Here is a 17,777-nt window from a genome sequence, read left to right on the forward strand (position 1 = left end):
AACCAAAAGGGTGACGAATGCTATTTACCCCTGCTATAAAGAAGTTCAGACTAACAATTATATTTAGGGATTATATGTTATGGCGATGTCGCAAGACGATATTGTAAAGCTGATCAAGGAAGGCCTTCCGGGCGCAATCGTAAAAATAGAAGACCTGCGCGGTGATGGTGATCATTATGCCGCTCATGTTGTTTATGAGGGCTTTCGCGGCAAATCACGTGTTCAGCAACACCAAATGGTTTACAGCAGCCTAAAAGGCCGTATGGGCGGCGAACTACACGCTCTTGCCCTTCAAACCAGCGCACCAGAATAGACCAATAGGCCTGATTCATAGAAATTTGGCCTGTTTTCTGACCATTTTGGTCTTAATTTTATAGTCCCCCCTTGTCGCAGAGCGGAATTGCGCCTATCTCTAGCGGCAAGGACATACCAAATCAGGAATTATATCATGAGTATTTCAGAGCGTATCCAAGGCTATGTAAACAGTGACGATGTTGTTCTGTTTATGAAAGGCACACCGGTTTTCCCGCAGTGTGGTTTTTCCTCTGTTGTGAGCCAAGTTATCCAGCATCTGGGCGTAGAGTATAAAACCTATAATGTACTGGAAGATGCTGAACTGCGTGAAGGTATCAAAACCTTTTCAGATTGGCCAACAATCCCACAGCTTTATATTAAAGGCGAGTTTGTTGGCGGCTGTGACATCGTACGCGAAATGTTTGAAACTGGCGAATTACAGCAGCTTCTGACCGAAAAAGGTGTGCAGGCAAACTAAAGCCTGCACCAGCATACAGCACACCAGCAAATAATGAGGGCTATCATGGAAAAGCGTGAGCTTGGCCGTACCGGTATTTTTGTTAGTAAAATCTGCCTTGGCAGCATGACATGGGGCAAACAAAACACCGAGGAAGAAGGCCACGCGCAAATTGATCTCGCCCTCGATGCTGGTGTAAACTTTATCGATACAGCCGAAATGTATGCTGTGCCGCCAACACAGGAAACGTACGGCAAAACCGAAGAAATAATTGGTAGCTGGCTTGCTAAAAGCGGTAAGCGCAGTGACGTGATTATTGCCTCAAAAATTGCCGGGCCGCGTACGGATATTGACTATATCCGGCCACACCTTCAAAACGATGGTAAAAGTGATCTTGACTACCAATCCGTTATTGAAGCATGTGATGCCAGCCTGAAGCGCCTGAAAACAGATTACATTGACCTATACCAGCTTCATTGGCCCAGCAGGCCGGTTAATATGTTTGGTGTACTGCGGTACCCTGCTGAACGCGGTATAAAAGCCAAAGAAAACAAGTCAGACATACCCCTTAGCGAAACACTTGGCGCGATGGCTGATCTTGTAAAGGCTGGTAAAATTCGCGCTGTCGGCGTCTCAAACGAAACACCTTGGGGTGTTATGCATGCCCTATCCTTAGCCGAAAAAGAAGGCTTGCCAAGGGTTGCCAGCATTCAAAACCCGTACAACTTTCTTAATCGTTCCTTTGAGATTGGCCTTGCCGAAATTGCGGTGCATGAGCAGGTTGGCCTTCTTGCTTACTCGCCCATTGCAGGCGGTATCTTAAGCGGCAAATACGCGGGTGGTGCCCAGCCAGAGGGCGCCCGCTTCACACTATACGGCAAAACCTTTAATCGCTTTCTCAAGCCACTAGGCCTTGCCGCAATGGAAAAATACGTAGCCCTCGCCCGTAAACATGGGCTTGACCCAGCACAAATGGCAAATGCTTTTGTCAACCAGCAAGCGTTCCTCACCAGTAATATTATTGGCGCAACATCACTGGAACAGTTAAAAAGCAATCTTGATAGCCACCATATCACCCTCTCTCAAGAGATCCTCGCGGAAATAGATGCAATAGAGACAGAGTTCCCTGTCCCTTGCCCTTAATATCTAGGGCACAATAGCTCTCTAAAGCCTTGATCGCTCGGTATCTGCCCAAGGGTTTCACAAAAACGTGACCATCCTTACCGCCATTTCCGAACATGTGATCGATATTTTACTTGTATAATTTCGATATTTTATATTTAATAGTCCACACATTCTGCATTAAACAGCGTTTAGATGGGGAAACATTCTTCATCCTCATTTAAAATATCGAAATTAATAGTTTCATAAATGCAGGAGCAACAACTACTCATTGTCATTGGCAGGGCACAATTAGCTATGACATAGGGTTAAATCTGTATGGGAGCACAAGATGCACATTATGTGTATGGAGAATATCAAATGAAAAAATTAAACTGGAAACGCGTTACCAGCACGGTGCTGGCCGGGGCTATCATGATTGCAAGTGGGGCAACAGGGTTTATTCCTGCGCTTGCAGGTACAGCCTATGCAGCACCAAACCAAAAAGCACACATCAAGGATTTCGACACATTCGCAGCACAGTGTGAAGCCATGAACCAAATCGACCTTGAAGACGTGGGTGATATGCCGGGCCGCGTGGTTCGCACCGAAGTGGTCATCGACAAAAAAGCGGATAGCAAGTATCAGAGTGTATACTTCAAAAAACGCGGCCATAGTCAGGGCATACCAACACCAGAGCTTGAATATTTTCCAGCACACTGCCTTGTAGAAGGCTATGTAACACCGCATGTCCAATTTTCCATGATGCTGCCCCCTGTTGATAACTGGAACGAGCGCTTCATGCTGGCAGCATGCGATGCATGGTGTGGTCGTGTTGGCCCAGAAATGCCAGTACCGGGCCTGAACAGCGGCTTTGCCACCCTCACTAACAACGGTGGCCATTATAGCCGGGCGCCCTTTGATGGTATTTGGGCACATCAAGACATGCGTGCACGTGAATATTTTGCTCATAAGGCAAACCACGTTACAGCACAGGTTGGGAAAGCCATTGCCGAAGCTTTTTACGGTGAAAAGCCAAAATACAGCTACCTAGCAGGTTTTTCAAAAGGCGGGAACGCAGGGCTATTTGCAGCACAGCGTTACCCCACCGACTTTGACGGCATTATTTCAAAAGCACCTGTTGTGCATTATAATGCCAAAAACGCAGCAGGCTTTACATGGACAGCCCTTGCCGTGCATCCAGACGGGAAAAACCCTGTCATATACAGCGACAAGCTGCCGATCATTAACAAAGCTGTGCTTGATGCCTGTGATGCATATGACGGCCTCGTAAACGGCGTGATCGATAACCCCAACATTTGCGACTTTGATCCTGCTGTATTGCTCTGCAAACCCGGCCAGTCAGAAGCAGATAATGAATGCCTGAATGAAGCTCAGGTTGAAGCCGTTGCCAAACAGTATCAAAACCCAACAACGGCAGACGGTACAGTGTATTTTGAATACCCGATGGATCGTGGTTCAGAATTTGACTGGGCACGGGCAAACCTGCCTGTACGAGGTAGTGATGAAAAAACATTCTCTCTAACAGGCGCAGCAACCGGCCTTCGCTATATGGTAACACCAGACAACCCCGGCCCCGGCTATGATTGGCGCACGTTTGACTATCTGGAAAACCTACCCGCGATGAATGAAATGGCAAAAATTCTTGACCCAGATGCCACAGACATGACGCCTTTCAAAGAGGCTGGCGGCAAGATGATTATTGTGCACGGCTGGGCTGATGCCATGATCACCGCCAACATGACAAAAGACTGGTTCAAAGAAGTGCGCGATGAAATGGGTGCAGAAGTTGTAGACGACTTTGCCCAGCTTTATCTGGTGCCAGGCATGGTACACGGTAGCGGTGGCACAGGCCCCTATGTGTTCGATGCAATTCACCCGCTTATGAACTGGGTTGAAAAGGGTATTGCCCCAACACAGTTGATGATGGAAGATGAACCGGGCAGCACACCCCTGCGCCGCAGGCCAGAGTTTCCCTTCCCTGCCTATTCAAAATATAGCGGCAAGGGCGACCCAAACAAAGCTGAAAGCTTCATAAAGGTAACTGACTAAGCCTTTACAGGTACACACACATGCAAACAGCGGGGCAAGCCCCGCTGTTTTTTTTATCGCTATAGCTTTCATAACACTATTTCACAAATTTAAAGATAAACCTGTCAGTTTTACCCCTGATGCTTGGGTCAAATGGGCTTTTTATATGATCATCATCCGGGTTTGCCAGCGCATCGCTTTCGCCCGCGAAAGCAAAGCCTGCGGCCAGCACCTGTTCTTTTACAATAGCCGGGTCAATCCTGTGATATTTATCGCCTGCCTCGGTGCCGCTGCCTGCTGGTGCCACATGGTCCACCACCACAAACGCACCGCCGGGCTTTAGCGCCTTATGGATGCTCGCAAGAATAGCGGGGATATCTTCCGGTGCCATACGGGCTTCGTTATTGTACCAGTAATCGTGGTAGGCAAGCACTGTCATTACCACATCAACACTTGCTTCCGGCACGCCTATCAGCTCCTCTGTGCCTTCATGCAGCAAGGTAACATTTGGCAACCGTCCGCCGCCGTAGCGTTTTGCGGTATTATCTTTCACAAAGTTCCAGTAAACCGGGCCATTATGGGCATATACCTTGCCGCTTTCGCCCACAGCGCGTGACAGAATTTCGGTATACCAGCCGCCGCCAGAGTTTAGGTCAACCACGGTCATACCCGGCTGAATACCCACAAAGCGTAACACCTTCAAGGGTTTGCGCGCCAGATCACGGCCCCTGTCCTCTAAACTGCGGCGTGGGTCTTTTGTCGCTTCAAGTAAATGCTGAATACCCAGATGATCAGTTGTAGCATGTGGCTTGTTAGCGGCTTGCTGTGCCTGCGCCCCTGTAGTTCCCATACTGGCAGAAGCCACAACGAGCGCTGCCGCACACACGGCTGTCTTTAATACTGTTTTGATCATAACCCTATCCCCCATTGAATATGGCAACACTGGTACAATACCAGTGTTTAGTGCTATTTTACACCCCATCATGCTTGCGCTAGCGGCTAGCATATCACACTTCTGAAAAATTAGTAATCAATGCACAAAACCCAGCACAAAATGGCACTTCCTGCTTCCTTCTTGGCTAAAATACTGTAGAGAGGTGAAAAGGTGTATATTTCTTTTAAAAGGATGCCTGAATGGCGCTGCATATTGACACCCTTGGCTACGGGGCCGCGTTTCTCACCACAATTTCCTTTATACCACAGGCCTTAAAGGTATGGCGCGAAGATAACACAAGTGCCATTTCGCTGGGTATGTACAGCCTGTTTGTAATGGGTATTTTGCTGTGGCTTGTATACGGGGCCTATATCGCGAATTACCCCATAACGGTCGCAAACGGCATTACCCTGTGCCTTGCTGTCAGCATTTTATATAAAAAGCTGCAACATGTGCGCGCAGGCAGAAAGCTTTAGCGCCTTATTAGCGCGCCAATAGCACTTACTATCTAAACAGCGACAGAACGCTCTACGGTGCCTGATTTGCACCTGAAAGCGCCTGAAGGCCAAGCTGTTGCTGAATAGCAAGCCTGTTGGAGCTTGCCCTGAATAAAGGTTTTAAACGAAAAGCTAGTGATATTGGCCGAAGTCTGCGTAAAGGTGTAGCCGCCGCCGCTTGGGCTGATTGAGGTGTCGCTACTCATCCGCGCTGTAAAACTGCGTGCACACGCTGCTATCTGAGCGCATAACCGCCTGCTGGTGGAAACGCCCGGCATAAGTGGTCGCAATAGCTTTCAGCTTTGTGTCTGCGTCTGCCATCTCTGCCGGATATTGCACCAGCAGCAGCTTGCTACGTTCACACACACCAGATGGCAGGCTGGGGCAGCCGCGCCAAAACCCGGCGGCATCAACAACCGTAAAACCATCTGGGAACCGGGGGGTAATTTCATCGCGCACAAAAACGCCCCACTCGCTATCGCTTACTTCACCGCCGCCTTTCAGGCCGCGACCAAAAAACATCTGGGTTTCCTGCCATGCTGCCGTACCAACGGGGCAACTGGCTACCGCACTGCCCGCAGGCACGACCAGAACAGCCAGCATACCAATGGCACAGAAAAGCTTTTGCATAACAGCCCTACCCCTTTTTTGCGTAAGCTACAGCTATACCAACAAGCAAGCCAACAACAATGCCCATACTAATATGGCCCAGCACCACACCAAACGGAGCGCCTGCTATAATACCAAAGGCAATATATTTGCCGTTCAACCGCTTGGTTACGAGGCTGTTTTCTGGTGGTTTTTGCTCGGGTTTTATGTCGCCTGTCACTGGTTTCTCTCTGTCTTAGCTTTTTGCTGCATAACAACCGGCTGAAAGGCTGACAAGGCCGTCCGGCCCAAACATAATGCTTTCAACCACAGCGACACCCTTTTCGTTTGTATAGTGAATGGCAACACAGTCATACCCGCTGTAAACACCAGAAAGCGTGAAATGCAGGTTCGGCACCAGCGCCAGCGCCTTGCCCCAATAAGCCCGAAGTGCTGGTTTGCCTACCACTTCGCCCACCCCCACAATCTGCTGTGCGCGGGGCGAGCGAAACCGCACGTCATCAGCATAATGCGCCATTATACGGTCTAGATCGTGGCTGTTCCACGCGGCTATCCATTCCTCAGCAAATGCTTGATAATCCATCACTTATTCGCCTTTTATAATAATATAGCAGGTGCACGCCAGCCACCTCTGGTTAGCTGTGCACAGCATCTACATGAAAGGTTTTGCTAACAATAAGCCAGCGGCCTTCCACACAGGCAAGATGGAAATAATTGGTAAAATCCATCCCCATAAAGCCCTTTTCCTTCATCACCACGCTGGCCACATCTACCGCGCAGTCAAGATAAGGTATTTCATATGTATAAGGCGTGCCTGCCTTGGCGGGCGGTGTGCCATTTTCCAGATAGGCAAGGAACGGCGCGGTACTGCCACACAGATACTGCGACCCCAAATAGCCAGACATCAGCGCATTTTCAGCGAATATCACCTTTAGCCGCGCTGTGCTGCCCGCACGGCAGGCGGCGGCATATTCATCAATCACAGCGCGCACGGCGCTTTCTGTCTGTTGATCTGCCATTCCTGCCATCCAATTCGCCAAAAGCCATAAACCAAACCGGGCCACTGCCCCACATATATTAAGGCAAGTTTTTAAGGCTTATGCAAGTGATGGCTGTCATACCGAGGGAAATCTCTGGCATCCACGCAAACCGTGATTGCCGTACGCCCCCCCTAATAGGCAGGTGTTTTTGCAAGGAAACGAATGACACGCTTTATATCTGGTGCTTATTTCTTAGGCCCCGCGCGCCACATGCTATACTGCATCCGCCATACACCCCCTGCTTTGCGCCAAACAGTAACATAAGCCCCGCCAAAGCTGCCCTTTTTACCGTTTTGCAGCTTGGTTTCGCCGTTATAATAGCCCACATCTGTGGCCCAATCACCCATAATATCCAGCGTTTCGGGCACCATTTCAAACGATGTAACCACCACCGGGCTTTGCATGGCGGCCTGCCAAAAGCCCCGTATTGGCCCCTGCCCTGAAAGGATATTACCGTTCACGGGCACAATATAGGCCCCGTCTGTAAACAGCGCCATAATGCCGGAAACATCGCCGTTAATATAAGCCGCGCTAAACTTTTCCGTTTGCGTTGTTATTGCTGCTTTTTCTTGGTCCACCACCGTAGGTACTGGGGCCACGGCCGGTTGCGCGGGGGCCGTATCCTGCCCAAAAGCCGGGAAGCTTATGAAAAGCAGCACTGCTGCTAGAAATTGGGGTACTTTTATCGCCATAGTTATATCTCGGTACTTTCTAATGCCATCTTAACAAGAGCGCCCTGCCCCCAGCGCACGGCGTGCGCCACACCTGAAAGGCCAGCGGTTATAGGGGGAGTTTCGCCCCAGTTCATTGCCCGCAGTATAGCGCCGCAGAGTTAACAATCTGTTGCAGCACAACAAAATATAATATTTTGTACGGCAGCGATCAGAGTAAAGAGCCTACAAAGGCATGGAACGCACCTTTGCATTTTTAGCAGAAAACCGAAAGGCCGCCCGCGAAGACTAGGATACCACGCCTGTTTAGGAAATTAAGTATTATATCCCCGGAATTCGGGGATGGTGCGCCCCGTAAAGGCAGCAACAGCAGTGATTATGTCCATGACCTTATCCGCCGGGATAAAACACGCCAGCAAAAAATCAACCAGATGCAGGCACATGTCACTGAAGCACTTGAAAGCGGCGAAAGCACAAAATCCATGCGGGATATTCTCTCTGAAGCCATTTCACGAGAAGAATACAGCCCCGATTAAGGTACAATTAAATATTATACTATTAAATATTATACTATCAGAGTTCAATTTCACTCAATAAAAGCGTAAAAACGTATATGTGAATTCTTCAAAAGAAGTTTGATACACATCTTCATAACCACCTAACTCAGGATGCCACAATCCAGGGTCAAAACCTGAGGCAATATGATTTGATGCATCTTGGCATTTTTGGGTAGATGAACCTTGTGGAATCTCTTTTTCCTCTTTAAAATAAATGCCACGCTTGTATGCAGATTCGCTAGCATAGCCTTGTGAGACAAACCCATTACGAGACTGGAAAAAGGCAACAGGCCTTGCAGTTAACGACAACCACTTATAGGCAACCGCAGAAACTGAGGCACCAAGGTCATCTGCCACAGCTTTAACGGCATCATATGTAAACTCTCCATTAACGTAAGGCCGTATCTTATCCGGAGGCAATAATAAATGAGATGCAAATTCATTTGCTTCAATTTCCAGCTTGTTAAGTCGGTAATCGGATAACTCAAGATCTCCGCAACGGAATTCTTTGACAGTTTGTCGGTGTGCTAAAAAATGAAAAATTTCATGAGCAGCAGTAAAATTTTTACGCCCTTTATAAGGGATTTTCTCGTTAACAAAAGCGCCCCATTTTTTTCCATCTCTTGTATTTAGCATTCCATCATAAGTATCAAAATCGCTATAAACAAGATGGAGTCTTTCGCCATCTAAAGTCGGATTAATTATGTGTTCAACGACCAATGACAGATCGATAGGGTAGGTGTTTGGTCCATGCTCCCTCCACAAGCGAGTAATTCTATTCGCCTCTTTAATTGGTGGAACACTGGCATATTCAGTCATCAAGCATATCCAAAATCTTTAAGGCTTTTTCTATGTCTTCATTAGATAGGTTTTTGTTCTTAATTCTTCGGAACAGAGCCTCATGCCGCTGATTTATACTCTCTTCCTTGATGGAATCGTCAATGAGAAAGTCTGGTGAAACCTCAAAAATATCAGCGATCTTAAGAAGTAACTGACCTGAGGGTCTTGCTGGTGATTTATTCTCCAACTGCCATACGTAATTTTTTGTCGTCTCTAACTTTTCAGCTAAATCTTCTAGCGTGAGGCTTTGATCTTGCCTCAATTTTCGAACTTTTTTTCCAAAAGAATCAGACACTTACACATTCTCCCGCAAAAAACATCTGGATAGGGTATTGAAATACCCTACTTACTATACTAAATTCAGTATTGCAATAAGGGTACTTTTTTATTGCGGATAAAACATTAACCCAATTTTGAAAGTAAAACAACATGCCTAGGAACCAAAACAACGAAGTAACTAGCAAAAAAGCAGCTTCTGCTGCAGGCAAAGTTCTTCAAGACCCAAAATCAAGCAAGGCTGCAAAATCTGCAGCCGCATCAGCTTTAACTCAACGCCCAAACAAAAAGAAAAGGTAATGAAATGTCAAAGTATTACGTAAACAAAAACGCACAGTCAAATGGTGACCACGAAGTGCATACATTGGGGTGCTCTTTTTTGCCTAACCCAGAAAACCGGATTTATCTTGGTGATTTTTCATCCTGTAGACCCGCAGTAACGGAGGCAAGGAAGCATTTTAAACAATCAAATGGCTGTTATTATTGTTCAAATGAATGCCATACATCGTAACAACACTTGATCCCGGTATCCATTGTACCACGTGGGAGATGGACCCCGTGGTCAAGCCACGGGGTGACAAAACGCAATCGTCATTACCCGCTCGCGAAGCAGGCGGAACGCCACCTGACCGGGTAATCCATACATCATTGCAGCTTGGCTGTGGACTCGCCGGCTAAACCGGCGAGTGACGAAAGAGTGGGTTACTCAGCCGCAGTTACTTCATCCGCTGGCAGATACAGTTCTGAGCCGCGTTTTTTGAACTCCGCGCTCATGGCTTTCATGCCCGTTTCTGCCTCTTCCTTTTTGGCCGCGAATTCGCGCACTTCGGCAGTGATTTTCATGGAGCAGAATTTTGGCCCGCACATGGAACAGAAGTGCGCCACCTTGTGTGCTTCTTTTGGCAGGGTCTGGTCGTGGAAATCCCGGGCGCGTTCTGGGTCAAGGCTCAGGTTAAACTGGTCTTCCCAGCGGAATTCATAGCGCGCGCGGGAAAGGGCATCATCCCGCAGTTGGCTCGCAGGGTGGCCTTTCGCTAAATCCGCCGCGTGGGCCGCAAGCTTGTAGGTGATAACACCTTCTTTCACGTCGTTCCGGTCCGGCAGGCCCAAATGTTCCTTCGGGGTTACATAGCACAGCATCGCGGTGCCGTACCAGCCGATCTGCGCCGCGCCAATCGCACTGGTGATATGGTCATAACCCGGTGCGATATCGGTCGTGAGCGGCCCAAGCGTGTAAAACGGTGCTTCATCACAGTGTTTAAGCTGCAATTCCATGTTTTCTTTAATCTTGTGCATCGGCACATGGCCGGGGCCTTCAATAAACACCTGCACATCATGCTTCCACGCAATTTTGGTAAGCTCACCAAGGGTTATCAGCTCTGCAAACTGGGCTTCATCGTTCGCATCACCAATGGAGCCGGGGCGGAAACCATCACCAAGCGAAAAGGCGACATCGTATTTTTTCAAAATCTCGCAGATATCTTCAAAATGCGTGTAAAGGAAGCTTTCCTTGTGGTGGGCAAGGCACCATTTGGCCATAATGCTGCCGCCGCGGCTTACAATGCCGGTAATGCGTTTTGCAGTCAGGTGAATGAACGGCAGGCGCACCCCCGCATGAATGGTGAAATAGTCCACGCCCTGCTCGCACTGCTCAATCAGCGTATCGCGGTAAATTTCCCATGTTAGGTCTTCGGCGATGCCGTCTACCTTCTCAAGTGCTTGGTATATTGGCACGGTGCCGATTGGCACAGGCGAGTTGCGGATAATCCATTCGCGGGTGTTGTGAATGTTGCGGCCTGTTGACAGGTCCATCACGGTGTCAGCGCCCCAGCGCGTTGCCCACACCATTTTGTCCACTTCTTCAGCGATGCTGCTGGTAACAGCCGAGTTACCGATGTTCGCGTTAATTTTAACGAGGAAGTTGCGGCCAATGATCATCGGCTCGCTCTCTGGGTGGTTCACGTTGTTCACCAGCACAGCACGGCCGCGCGCGATCTCACTGCGCACAAATTCAGCGGTGATATAATCAGGTATTTCCGCGCCAAAACTTTCGCCCTCACGCTTTAACTTTTCAGCTTGCGCCTTGCGGCCAAGGTTTTCACGGATGGCAACAAATTCCATCTCAGGCGTGATAATGCCTTTGCGCGCATAGTGCATCTGCGTCACGTTCATGCCGTCTTTGGCTTTAAGCGGCTTTTTCTTTACCGGGAATTCAGGCGCGAGGTATTTTTCACCTGCATTGCCGTTATCCTCTGGCTTAATGTCGCGGCCTTCGTATTCTTCCACATCACCGCGCGCAAGGATCCATTCTTTCCTGAGTTCCGCGAGGCCCTCGTATATATCGATCTTTGCGGTTTCATCTGTATAGGGGCCAGATGTGTCGTACACACGCACCGGCACTTCGTTCGCGGATGGGTGCAGGTGAATTTCCCGCATCGGCACACGCACATCATCCATTGTTTCAGAGCGTACAAAGATTTTTTTCGAGCCAGAAATCGGGCCAGTGGTGATGGTGAAATCAGTATTTGCAGTATCAGGCATTTGTATATCTCCGTCCCTTGCGCTGGTGCTAGCCAGATCAGGTTCTAAGGGTCTTTGCTGGATGGCAGGATTGCCAGACGCAAACTCTCAGCCGCGCCTTTCGGCTTTGGCTCCCCTCGGTTTATGTAAGGGCCGCAGCATAGCGCCGCAGGGGGGTGTGTTTCAAGGGCTGAATTACGGATAAAGTGATAATTGCGCGGGCTGCACCTTTAGGCCGCAAGGAAATAGCCAAAACGCCCTGCCCCCGTGCTCTCTGTCACAGCTTTTACATGTAAAATGGCTATATGAATTTACTTATATTCTGTGGTTTACTGCAACAATCGTCTAGCTTCTGAAAGGATACTTTCATGTTTGGACCTTTTAAAAACCGGTTTCCCCTTCTTACTGCGGCATATGCCACACTGCTTTTCGGGCTTATCGCCCCTGCAGGCGCGGCAGCAGTGCAAGAAATAACCATGGGTTACCCGTTGCCCCAGTGCCAAGCCGGGGCAGAGATGGAAACAGCCAGCATTGTTATTGGCAAGAACCAGCGCTACACCGTGTGCCCTGATGTGCGCACGCTCGCGATTTCAAGCCTTGTGATGGAGCAAGGCGCGATTTTAGAACTGCCTTCCTCTGCTGAACGTTTTGATCTGGTTATCAACACGGGCCGTTTTGAACGCCGCACCCAGATTATGGCACGGCGGCTATCCCCCCTAGGGGCAAACGGCGCGAATGTGAAGGTCACCATCAATAATGCCACTTTTGATTTTTCGCAGGAAATAGATACCGGCTACCCTGAGGCTACAACCGACGAACAGGCAGCAATTACCGCCGCAATAATAGAGCGCGCCGTTGCAGGCGGCCAGATTGTGGCTGAAAATGTGAAATTTCAGATTCTGTCCGCAGGCCTGATGGGCGCAGGTGGTGCAACTGGCTCAACCGGTTATGCCGCACAAAGAAAGCAGTGCATGGGCACTGACGGGCACGCAGCAGGCCCCGGCGGCCAAGGCGGCGCTGGCGGCAAAGGCGGTAACGGCGGCTATATTCATGCTATTATCCGCCTAGCACCAGACCACACGCCTGTATCAAACAACGATATTATGCTGACCTCAAAACCCGGCATGGGCGGCCCCGGCGGGCTGGGCGGCGCTGGCGGCGCGGGTGCTCCCGGCAGTGACTGCTGGCCGTCAGGGCACAGAAGCCCGTGGCCTCAAGGCCCCCAAGGGCCACGCGGCCCCAAAGGTCCGGACGGCCAAGCCATTCCGCCTTTACTTGATTTGCAGTTTTACAGTAATTAATATGCGTTAAAAATGCGGGAGGCACCATGACAGACACCACCATACAGGAAGGCGGCTGTAGCTGCGGCGATGTGCGCTACCAAATGCTGGCAGAGCCAATGTTTGTACATTGCTGTCACTGTACGTGTTGTCAGCAGCAAACAGGCGCGGCCTTTGCGGTGAACGCCATTATTGAAAGCGACCATGTAAAGCTCATCAAAGGCACTGTTGCCTATACCGTAGTACCAAGCCCCAGTGGCAGAGGGCAGGAAATTGCCCGCTGCCCCACCTGCCATGTTGCACTGTGGAGCCACTACGGCGGCCTCGGTAAAAAAGCAAGTTTTGTCCGTGTTGGTACACTCGGTACAGGCCACACCATCAGCCCTGATGCTTTTATCTATACCAGCACCAAACAGCCTTGGGTGCAAATTCCGGATGGTATGTTAGCTGTGCCCGAATACTATAATATGAAAGAAACTTGGCCCGCAGAAAGCCAGCGGCGCCTGAGTGCTTTATTAAAAAGCTAAAGCGTACAAAAACCGTTTTTGGGGTACACAAAAGCACTTTGGCACACGGCACAGAAATGGCACACTGCGCCGGCGCATGTGCCAGTGCCTTTTGGGGCGAAATCAGTCTTAAAGCGGCTTGATAAACAGGTATTCCGTCGTGTTTGAACTGTCGTGCAGATCGCGGGTTTCTGCCTGTTTGACATAGCCTTCACGGGCATAAAAACTGTGGGCGCGGGTGAAGCGTGTGTCTGACCATAGTTCCATGGTTTTGGCGCCGTGTGCCAGTGCGCGTGCCTCAGCATAGTGCAAGAGTGTTAAACCAATACCAGTACCGCGCAGGCTAGCCGCAAGGTAAATCCGCTTCAACTGGTAGCGTGTGCCCTCAATCGGCGCAACAGAAACCACAGCAACAATGCCAGTTTCATCTTCAATAACAAGGGCTTCACCGTTCAGCCCAGCAATGCTGGTTGCGTATGCTTGCAGGTCATCATCAATGCCATCAGGCTCCAGAAAAACGCCTTCATATTCGCTAAAGCAGCTATCAATGAGCCTGATCAGGCCTGTCGCATCGCTATCATTCACAGCACGGGCGCTGTAGCCCGCTGGCAATTCCAAGTCCATCATGCACTCCCCCTATCATAATAATAAAGGGCGCCAACATACGCCAGCACCCTTTAAGAAAACTAAATAAGATATTGAAACTTAACGAGAATAGAACTCGACAACCAAGTTAGGTTCCATAATCACAGGGTATGGTACTTCATCAAGCGCTGGAATGCGAACATACTCAACCTTGAAACCATCCACTGCAAGATACTCAGGGAAATCACGTTCTGGCGACTGCTGAGCCTCAAGAACCATAGGGATACCGCGAGATTTTTCACGAACCTCAACAACATCACCCGGCTTAACCATACGAGATGGAATGTTACAACGAACACCGTTCACCAATACGTGACCGTGGCTTACAAACTGACGAGCAGAGAAAACCGTTGGCACGAACTTCGAACGGTAAACCACTGCATCCAAACGACATTCCAGAATACCAATAAGGTTCTCGCCTGTATCACCCTTGCGGCGATCAGCCTCAGCATAATAGCGACGGAACTGTTTTTCAGTGATGTTGCCGTAGTAGCCTTTCAGCTTCTGCTTAGCACGCAGCTGAATACCATAATCAGACAGCTTACCTTTACGGCGCTGACCGTGTTGGCCTGGTCCATACTCTCTTGAATTTACTGGGGATTTTGCGCGGCCCCAAATATTTTCGCCCATACGGCGATCAATTTTATACTTCGCCTGAATACGCTTGGACATGCGAATCGCTCCTTCTTTCTAGCGCCGTGGGCGGTGTGCGTCCATATAGTCAGTGCACTTTGGTACCCACGCGGACAAGAACACAATTGTCTTGCCCATTCATTAATAATGCGCGGTGGATATAACCTTATGCCCACCCTGTCAAACAAAAACAGCAGAAACGCGCTATTTTTGCAGCACTTCCCTTATTTCACCTGTCCGCACGCCAGATTTGCTGGCACTGCTACATCCATAAACTTTGGATTTAGTAGCTTCAGGCTATCCATCAAAGCTACATATTCAGCCATATTTTTGACCTGAAGACGCGGGTTATGAGCCTTTTCCTCAGCTATTGTGCTGCGTGTCCAGCCCTTATAGTCATGCGCGGGATATACCCATGTATCCGGTGGCAGAGTGAGTAATTTCTTTGTTAAACTGCTATACTGCATCCGGGCATCACCATTTTGAAAATCAGTTCGACCTGTCCCCCGAATAAGGAGGGTATCTCCGGTAAAAACCATTTTCTCGCCGCTTACATCCAGAAAAAAGCTATAGCTATCATCCGTGTGCCCTGGTGTTGCTATGGCAACTAGACTATATGCACCAAAAGAAAGGCTTTCACCGTCTTTTATTTTATAATCAACACAGTCTGCTTTAGTTGCCGCACCGATCACTGAAGTGCAGTGAAGCCGTTCGCGCAAATCACCTAGGGCTGTAACATGATCTGCATGAACATGCGTATCAACGGCATATTTTAGCGTTAAAGATAAGTCTGCAAGAATTTGTATATATTGCTCTATTTTGCTTTTTACCGGATCAATGAAAATAGCTTCGCCCACTCTGCTGTCTGCCAACAAATAGGTATAGGTGTAACTTTCTTCATCAAACAACTGCCTAAAAATCAACACCTGAACACCCTATTACACTTTGTTCCACGGCATGCGCGCTATCAACATGCCCATCGCACATGTATCTGTAAGGCCAGCAAAAACCAGCCCAGCACCTACGAAAGCTGAGAACCAGACAAAAGCCGGATTAACAAGAATACTGAGTAAAATACCCAAGACAACAAAGCTGCCCGCCGCGATCCGCACCTGCCGCTCTAGCGACATATGATTGCTTGCCCCCCGGTTTACCGGTACCCCTGCAATGGTTGAGCAAGCATCTGTCCCACCTTCCACAACATAAATATCAGATGATACTTTTGCGGCTAACTGTTCTGCCGCCTGCTTTGCACGACCACCGCCCTTACAGAGAACATAAACCGGCTTGTTAGGTGCTCTAGCCTTTAGAGAAGAGGCAACACTCTCTGCATCAAAATTTTGTAACGGTAAAAGCTCAACACCCGCAACATGGCATGCTGCGTGCTCTGCAGCAGTCCGAACATCTATCATACAGCAGTTTGGATCATTTTTTAAAATAGCAGCAAACGCATCCGCAGAAATAAATTTTACATCAGACATAATGTTACCTCATGCATACTTTCCAATGAGCAGGCCAAGCTCTGACAAATTATCTGTTTTTCCCACCCTAATCTGCTCCTCAATCATGCACGCCAACATGGTGTGACCTGCTTTATCAAGCGCCTTACGGGCTGCCGACATTTGCTGCGCAACCTTTTCGCAGTCTTCTTCACCTGCAAGGATTAACTTTTGAATGCCCCTTAACTGGCCTTCCACTCTCGCGAGCCTGTTCAACATCGCCGTTTTATCTTTTTCAGCAATCATAATGCTTTCCTTATAAATACCATACCCCCTATAGTATATAATATAACAAAAAAACACAATGGGCTGCGGCATAATAGCCGCAGGCATTGATAATAGTATTTATATTTAGAAGGTTACAGACTAACTACGAAACCGACGTATCAGGCTAGATGTATCGTTCCTGTTGCCGCCCATTTTTTGGACATCACTGTAGAACTGGTCAACAAGAGCGGTAACAGGCAGTGACACGCCTTTTTCACGGGCTTCGTTCAAAACAATCGACAGGTCTTTCCGCATCCAGTCTACTGCAAAGCCAAAATCAAACTCACCGTCGATCATGGTTCCTGCCCGGTTGTCCATCTGCCAGCTCTGCGCAGCACCTTTGCTGATAACGTCAACAACTGCTTTGGCATCAAGGCCTGCCTCCATTGAAAAATGGAGAGCTTCAGCAAGCCCTTGCACCGTACCGGCAATACAAATCTGGTTAGCCATTTTGGTAAGCTGCCCAGCCCCAACCGCGCCTAAAAGCTTCACAGACTTACCGTACGCCGCCATAATAGGAGCAGTTTTTTCAAAAGCCACCTTATCGCCGCCGCACATAACCGTAAGAGCACCGTTTATCGCCCCTGCTTCCCCACCTGATACGGGTGCATCAATAAAAAACAAGCCTTGCTCTTCTGCTGCACTTGCCATTTTTTTCGCGCATGTTGCCGACGCCGTTGTATGATCAACAAAGATTGCCCCTTTTTTCATAGTAGAAAAGGCACCGCCCTCACCAGTACACACAGCCTCAACATCTTTATCTGCACCAACACAGGCAAACACAAAATCAGCGTCTGCCGCAGCACCTGCTGGCGTGGGCGCACTATAAAGCTCGGCCCCGTCAATATCGCCGTATGTATCAAGCCACTTTTCCGATACAGAGGCAGTACGGTTATAAACAGTTACACCATGGCCTGCTGAAGCCAAATGCCCCGCCATACGAAAGCCCATAACACCCAGTCCGATAAAAGCTACCTGTGCCATCATTTTCCTCCTCGCATTTGCCAAAGCTGTAGTTTTATAATGTTGATTATCAGTGCTACCATACTATTTCATCAAGTGGTCGCAAACAGGGCATAGGAAGATTTTGAATAGTTGT

At 48.9% G+C, this 17,777-nt stretch carries 23 protein-coding genes and 1 riboswitch; of the genes, 8 read left to right on the top strand and 15 right to left on the bottom strand.

Annotated features, from left to right (window positions below; translation table 11 throughout):
* The first annotated feature begins 79 nt into the window (after positions 1-79).
* From ICL80_RS12010 to ICL80_RS12025, 4 genes are all read left to right on the top strand, one after another.
* On the top strand, positions 80-313 hold the full coding sequence (locus ICL80_RS12010) for a BolA/IbaG family iron-sulfur metabolism protein (RefSeq protein ID WP_194212577.1): 234 nt from the start codon (positions 80-82) through the stop codon (positions 311-313).
* Between the two features lie 135 nt (positions 314-448).
* On the top strand, positions 449-772 hold the full coding sequence (gene grxD, locus ICL80_RS12015; RefSeq protein WP_194212578.1) for a Grx4 family monothiol glutaredoxin: 324 nt from the start codon (positions 449-451) through the stop codon (positions 770-772).
* Between the two features lie 45 nt (positions 773-817).
* Positions 818-1,894, top strand: coding sequence for an NADP(H)-dependent aldo-keto reductase (locus ICL80_RS12020; RefSeq protein WP_194212579.1), 1,077 nt, complete (start codon positions 818-820; stop codon positions 1,892-1,894).
* A gap of 339 nt (positions 1,895-2,233) precedes the next feature.
* Positions 2,234-3,925, top strand: coding sequence for a tannase/feruloyl esterase family alpha/beta hydrolase (locus ICL80_RS12025; protein WP_194212582.1), 1,692 nt, complete (start codon positions 2,234-2,236; stop codon positions 3,923-3,925).
* A gap of 76 nt (positions 3,926-4,001) precedes the next feature.
* Here the strand turns inward: ICL80_RS12025 and ICL80_RS12030 are convergent, their stop codons facing one another.
* Positions 4,002-4,817 carry a class I SAM-dependent methyltransferase gene (locus ICL80_RS12030; RefSeq protein ID WP_194212584.1) on the bottom strand — a complete coding sequence of 272 codons (816 nt, stop codon included), beginning with the start codon at positions 4,815-4,817 and terminating at the stop codon, positions 4,002-4,004.
* Between the two features lie 221 nt (positions 4,818-5,038).
* On the opposite strand from ICL80_RS12030, the gene ICL80_RS12035 reads away from it, so the two are divergent.
* The gene (locus ICL80_RS12035) at positions 5,039-5,314 is read left to right on the top strand and encodes a SemiSWEET transporter (RefSeq protein WP_194212586.1); all 276 of its coding nucleotides are present in this window, start codon (positions 5,039-5,041) and stop codon (positions 5,312-5,314) included.
* 219 nt (positions 5,315-5,533) lie between these two features.
* On the opposite strand, the gene ICL80_RS12040 is transcribed toward ICL80_RS12035, so the two are convergent.
* From ICL80_RS12040 to ICL80_RS12075, 7 genes are all read right to left on the bottom strand, one after another.
* Positions 5,534-5,965 (bottom strand): DUF3574 domain-containing protein, encoded by a 432-nt coding sequence (locus tag ICL80_RS12040; protein WP_194212588.1) that lies wholly within the window; start codon positions 5,963-5,965, stop codon positions 5,534-5,536.
* Between the two features lie 7 nt (positions 5,966-5,972).
* Complete coding sequence (locus ICL80_RS12045; RefSeq protein WP_194212590.1) at positions 5,973-6,164, bottom strand: hypothetical protein; 192 nt, start codon at positions 6,162-6,164, stop codon at positions 5,973-5,975.
* A gap of 15 nt (positions 6,165-6,179) precedes the next feature.
* Positions 6,180-6,527, bottom strand: coding sequence for a nuclear transport factor 2 family protein (locus tag ICL80_RS12050; RefSeq protein ID WP_194212592.1), 348 nt, complete (start codon positions 6,525-6,527; stop codon positions 6,180-6,182).
* Between the two features lie 52 nt (positions 6,528-6,579).
* A complete protein-coding gene (locus ICL80_RS12055; RefSeq protein ID WP_194212594.1) occupies positions 6,580-6,963 on the bottom strand; it encodes a nuclear transport factor 2 family protein in 384 nt (127 codons plus the stop codon).
* A gap of 206 nt (positions 6,964-7,169) precedes the next feature.
* Positions 7,170-7,676 carry a YybH family protein gene (locus tag ICL80_RS12060; RefSeq protein WP_194212596.1) on the bottom strand — a complete coding sequence of 169 codons (507 nt, stop codon included), beginning with the start codon at positions 7,674-7,676 and terminating at the stop codon, positions 7,170-7,172.
* Positions 7,677-8,245: 569 nt separating this feature from the next.
* Positions 8,246-9,031 carry an ImmA/IrrE family metallo-endopeptidase gene (locus ICL80_RS12070; RefSeq protein ID WP_194212606.1) on the bottom strand — a complete coding sequence of 262 codons (786 nt, stop codon included), beginning with the start codon at positions 9,029-9,031 and terminating at the stop codon, positions 8,246-8,248.
* On the bottom strand, positions 9,024-9,347 hold the full coding sequence (locus tag ICL80_RS12075) for a helix-turn-helix domain-containing protein (RefSeq protein WP_194212607.1): 324 nt from the start codon (positions 9,345-9,347) through the stop codon (positions 9,024-9,026). Before ICL80_RS12075 ends, ICL80_RS12070 begins: the two co-directional genes overlap by 8 nt.
* A 285-nt stretch (positions 9,348-9,632) precedes the next feature.
* On the opposite strand from ICL80_RS12075, the gene ICL80_RS18275 reads away from it, so the two are divergent.
* The gene (locus tag ICL80_RS18275) at positions 9,633-9,839 is read left to right on the top strand and encodes a hypothetical protein (RefSeq protein ID WP_380082148.1); all 207 of its coding nucleotides are present in this window, start codon (positions 9,633-9,635) and stop codon (positions 9,837-9,839) included.
* Between the two features lie 191 nt (positions 9,840-10,030).
* On the opposite strand, the gene thiC is transcribed toward ICL80_RS18275, so the two are convergent.
* On the bottom strand, positions 10,031-11,869 hold the full coding sequence (thiC, locus tag ICL80_RS12080) for a phosphomethylpyrimidine synthase ThiC (RefSeq protein ID WP_194212608.1): 1,839 nt from the start codon (positions 11,867-11,869) through the stop codon (positions 10,031-10,033).
* A riboswitch (TPP riboswitch) is annotated at positions 11,866-11,996 on the bottom strand. (Overlaps the previous gene by 4 nt.)
* Positions 11,997-12,216: 220 nt before the next feature.
* Here thiC and ICL80_RS12085 point away from each other — a divergent pair.
* Both ICL80_RS12085 and ICL80_RS12090 read left to right on the top strand, forming a co-directional pair.
* A complete protein-coding gene (locus ICL80_RS12085; protein WP_194212609.1) occupies positions 12,217-13,149 on the top strand; it encodes a hypothetical protein in 933 nt (310 codons plus the stop codon).
* 26 nt (positions 13,150-13,175) lie between these two features.
* Positions 13,176-13,655: a GFA family protein gene (locus ICL80_RS12090; protein WP_194212610.1), complete on the top strand. Its 480-nt coding sequence runs from the start codon at positions 13,176-13,178 to the stop codon at positions 13,653-13,655.
* A gap of 108 nt (positions 13,656-13,763) precedes the next feature.
* Here ICL80_RS12090 and ICL80_RS12095 read toward each other — a convergent pair whose 3' ends face one another.
* The 6 genes from ICL80_RS12095 to ICL80_RS12120 form a co-directional block, all read right to left on the bottom strand.
* On the bottom strand, positions 13,764-14,261 hold the full coding sequence (locus ICL80_RS12095; RefSeq protein ID WP_194212611.1) for a GNAT family N-acetyltransferase: 498 nt from the start codon (positions 14,259-14,261) through the stop codon (positions 13,764-13,766).
* A 78-nt stretch (positions 14,262-14,339) separates the two neighbouring features.
* Entirely contained in the window at positions 14,340-14,951 is a 612-nt protein-coding gene (rpsD, locus tag ICL80_RS12100) for a 30S ribosomal protein S4 (protein WP_194212618.1), read from the bottom strand.
* 185 nt (positions 14,952-15,136) lie between these two features.
* Entirely contained in the window at positions 15,137-15,838 is a 702-nt protein-coding gene (locus tag ICL80_RS12105) for an MBL fold metallo-hydrolase (RefSeq protein ID WP_228073464.1), read from the bottom strand.
* Positions 15,839-15,850: 12 nt separating this feature from the next.
* Positions 15,851-16,393 carry a rhodanese-like domain-containing protein gene (locus ICL80_RS12110; protein ID WP_194212620.1) on the bottom strand — a complete coding sequence of 181 codons (543 nt, stop codon included), beginning with the start codon at positions 16,391-16,393 and terminating at the stop codon, positions 15,851-15,853.
* Between the two features lie 9 nt (positions 16,394-16,402).
* On the bottom strand, positions 16,403-16,657 hold the full coding sequence (locus ICL80_RS12115; protein ID WP_194212631.1) for a metal-sensing transcriptional repressor: 255 nt from the start codon (positions 16,655-16,657) through the stop codon (positions 16,403-16,405).
* A gap of 120 nt (positions 16,658-16,777) precedes the next feature.
* Positions 16,778-17,662: an NAD(P)-dependent oxidoreductase gene (locus ICL80_RS12120; protein WP_194215848.1), complete on the bottom strand. Its 885-nt coding sequence runs from the start codon at positions 17,660-17,662 to the stop codon at positions 16,778-16,780.
* Positions 17,663-17,777 lie beyond the last annotated feature (115 nt).

The sequence above is a fragment of the Kordiimonas pumila genome, assembly GCF_015240255.1.
GTDB lineage: Bacteria > Pseudomonadota > Alphaproteobacteria > Sphingomonadales > Kordiimonadaceae > Kordiimonas > Kordiimonas pumila.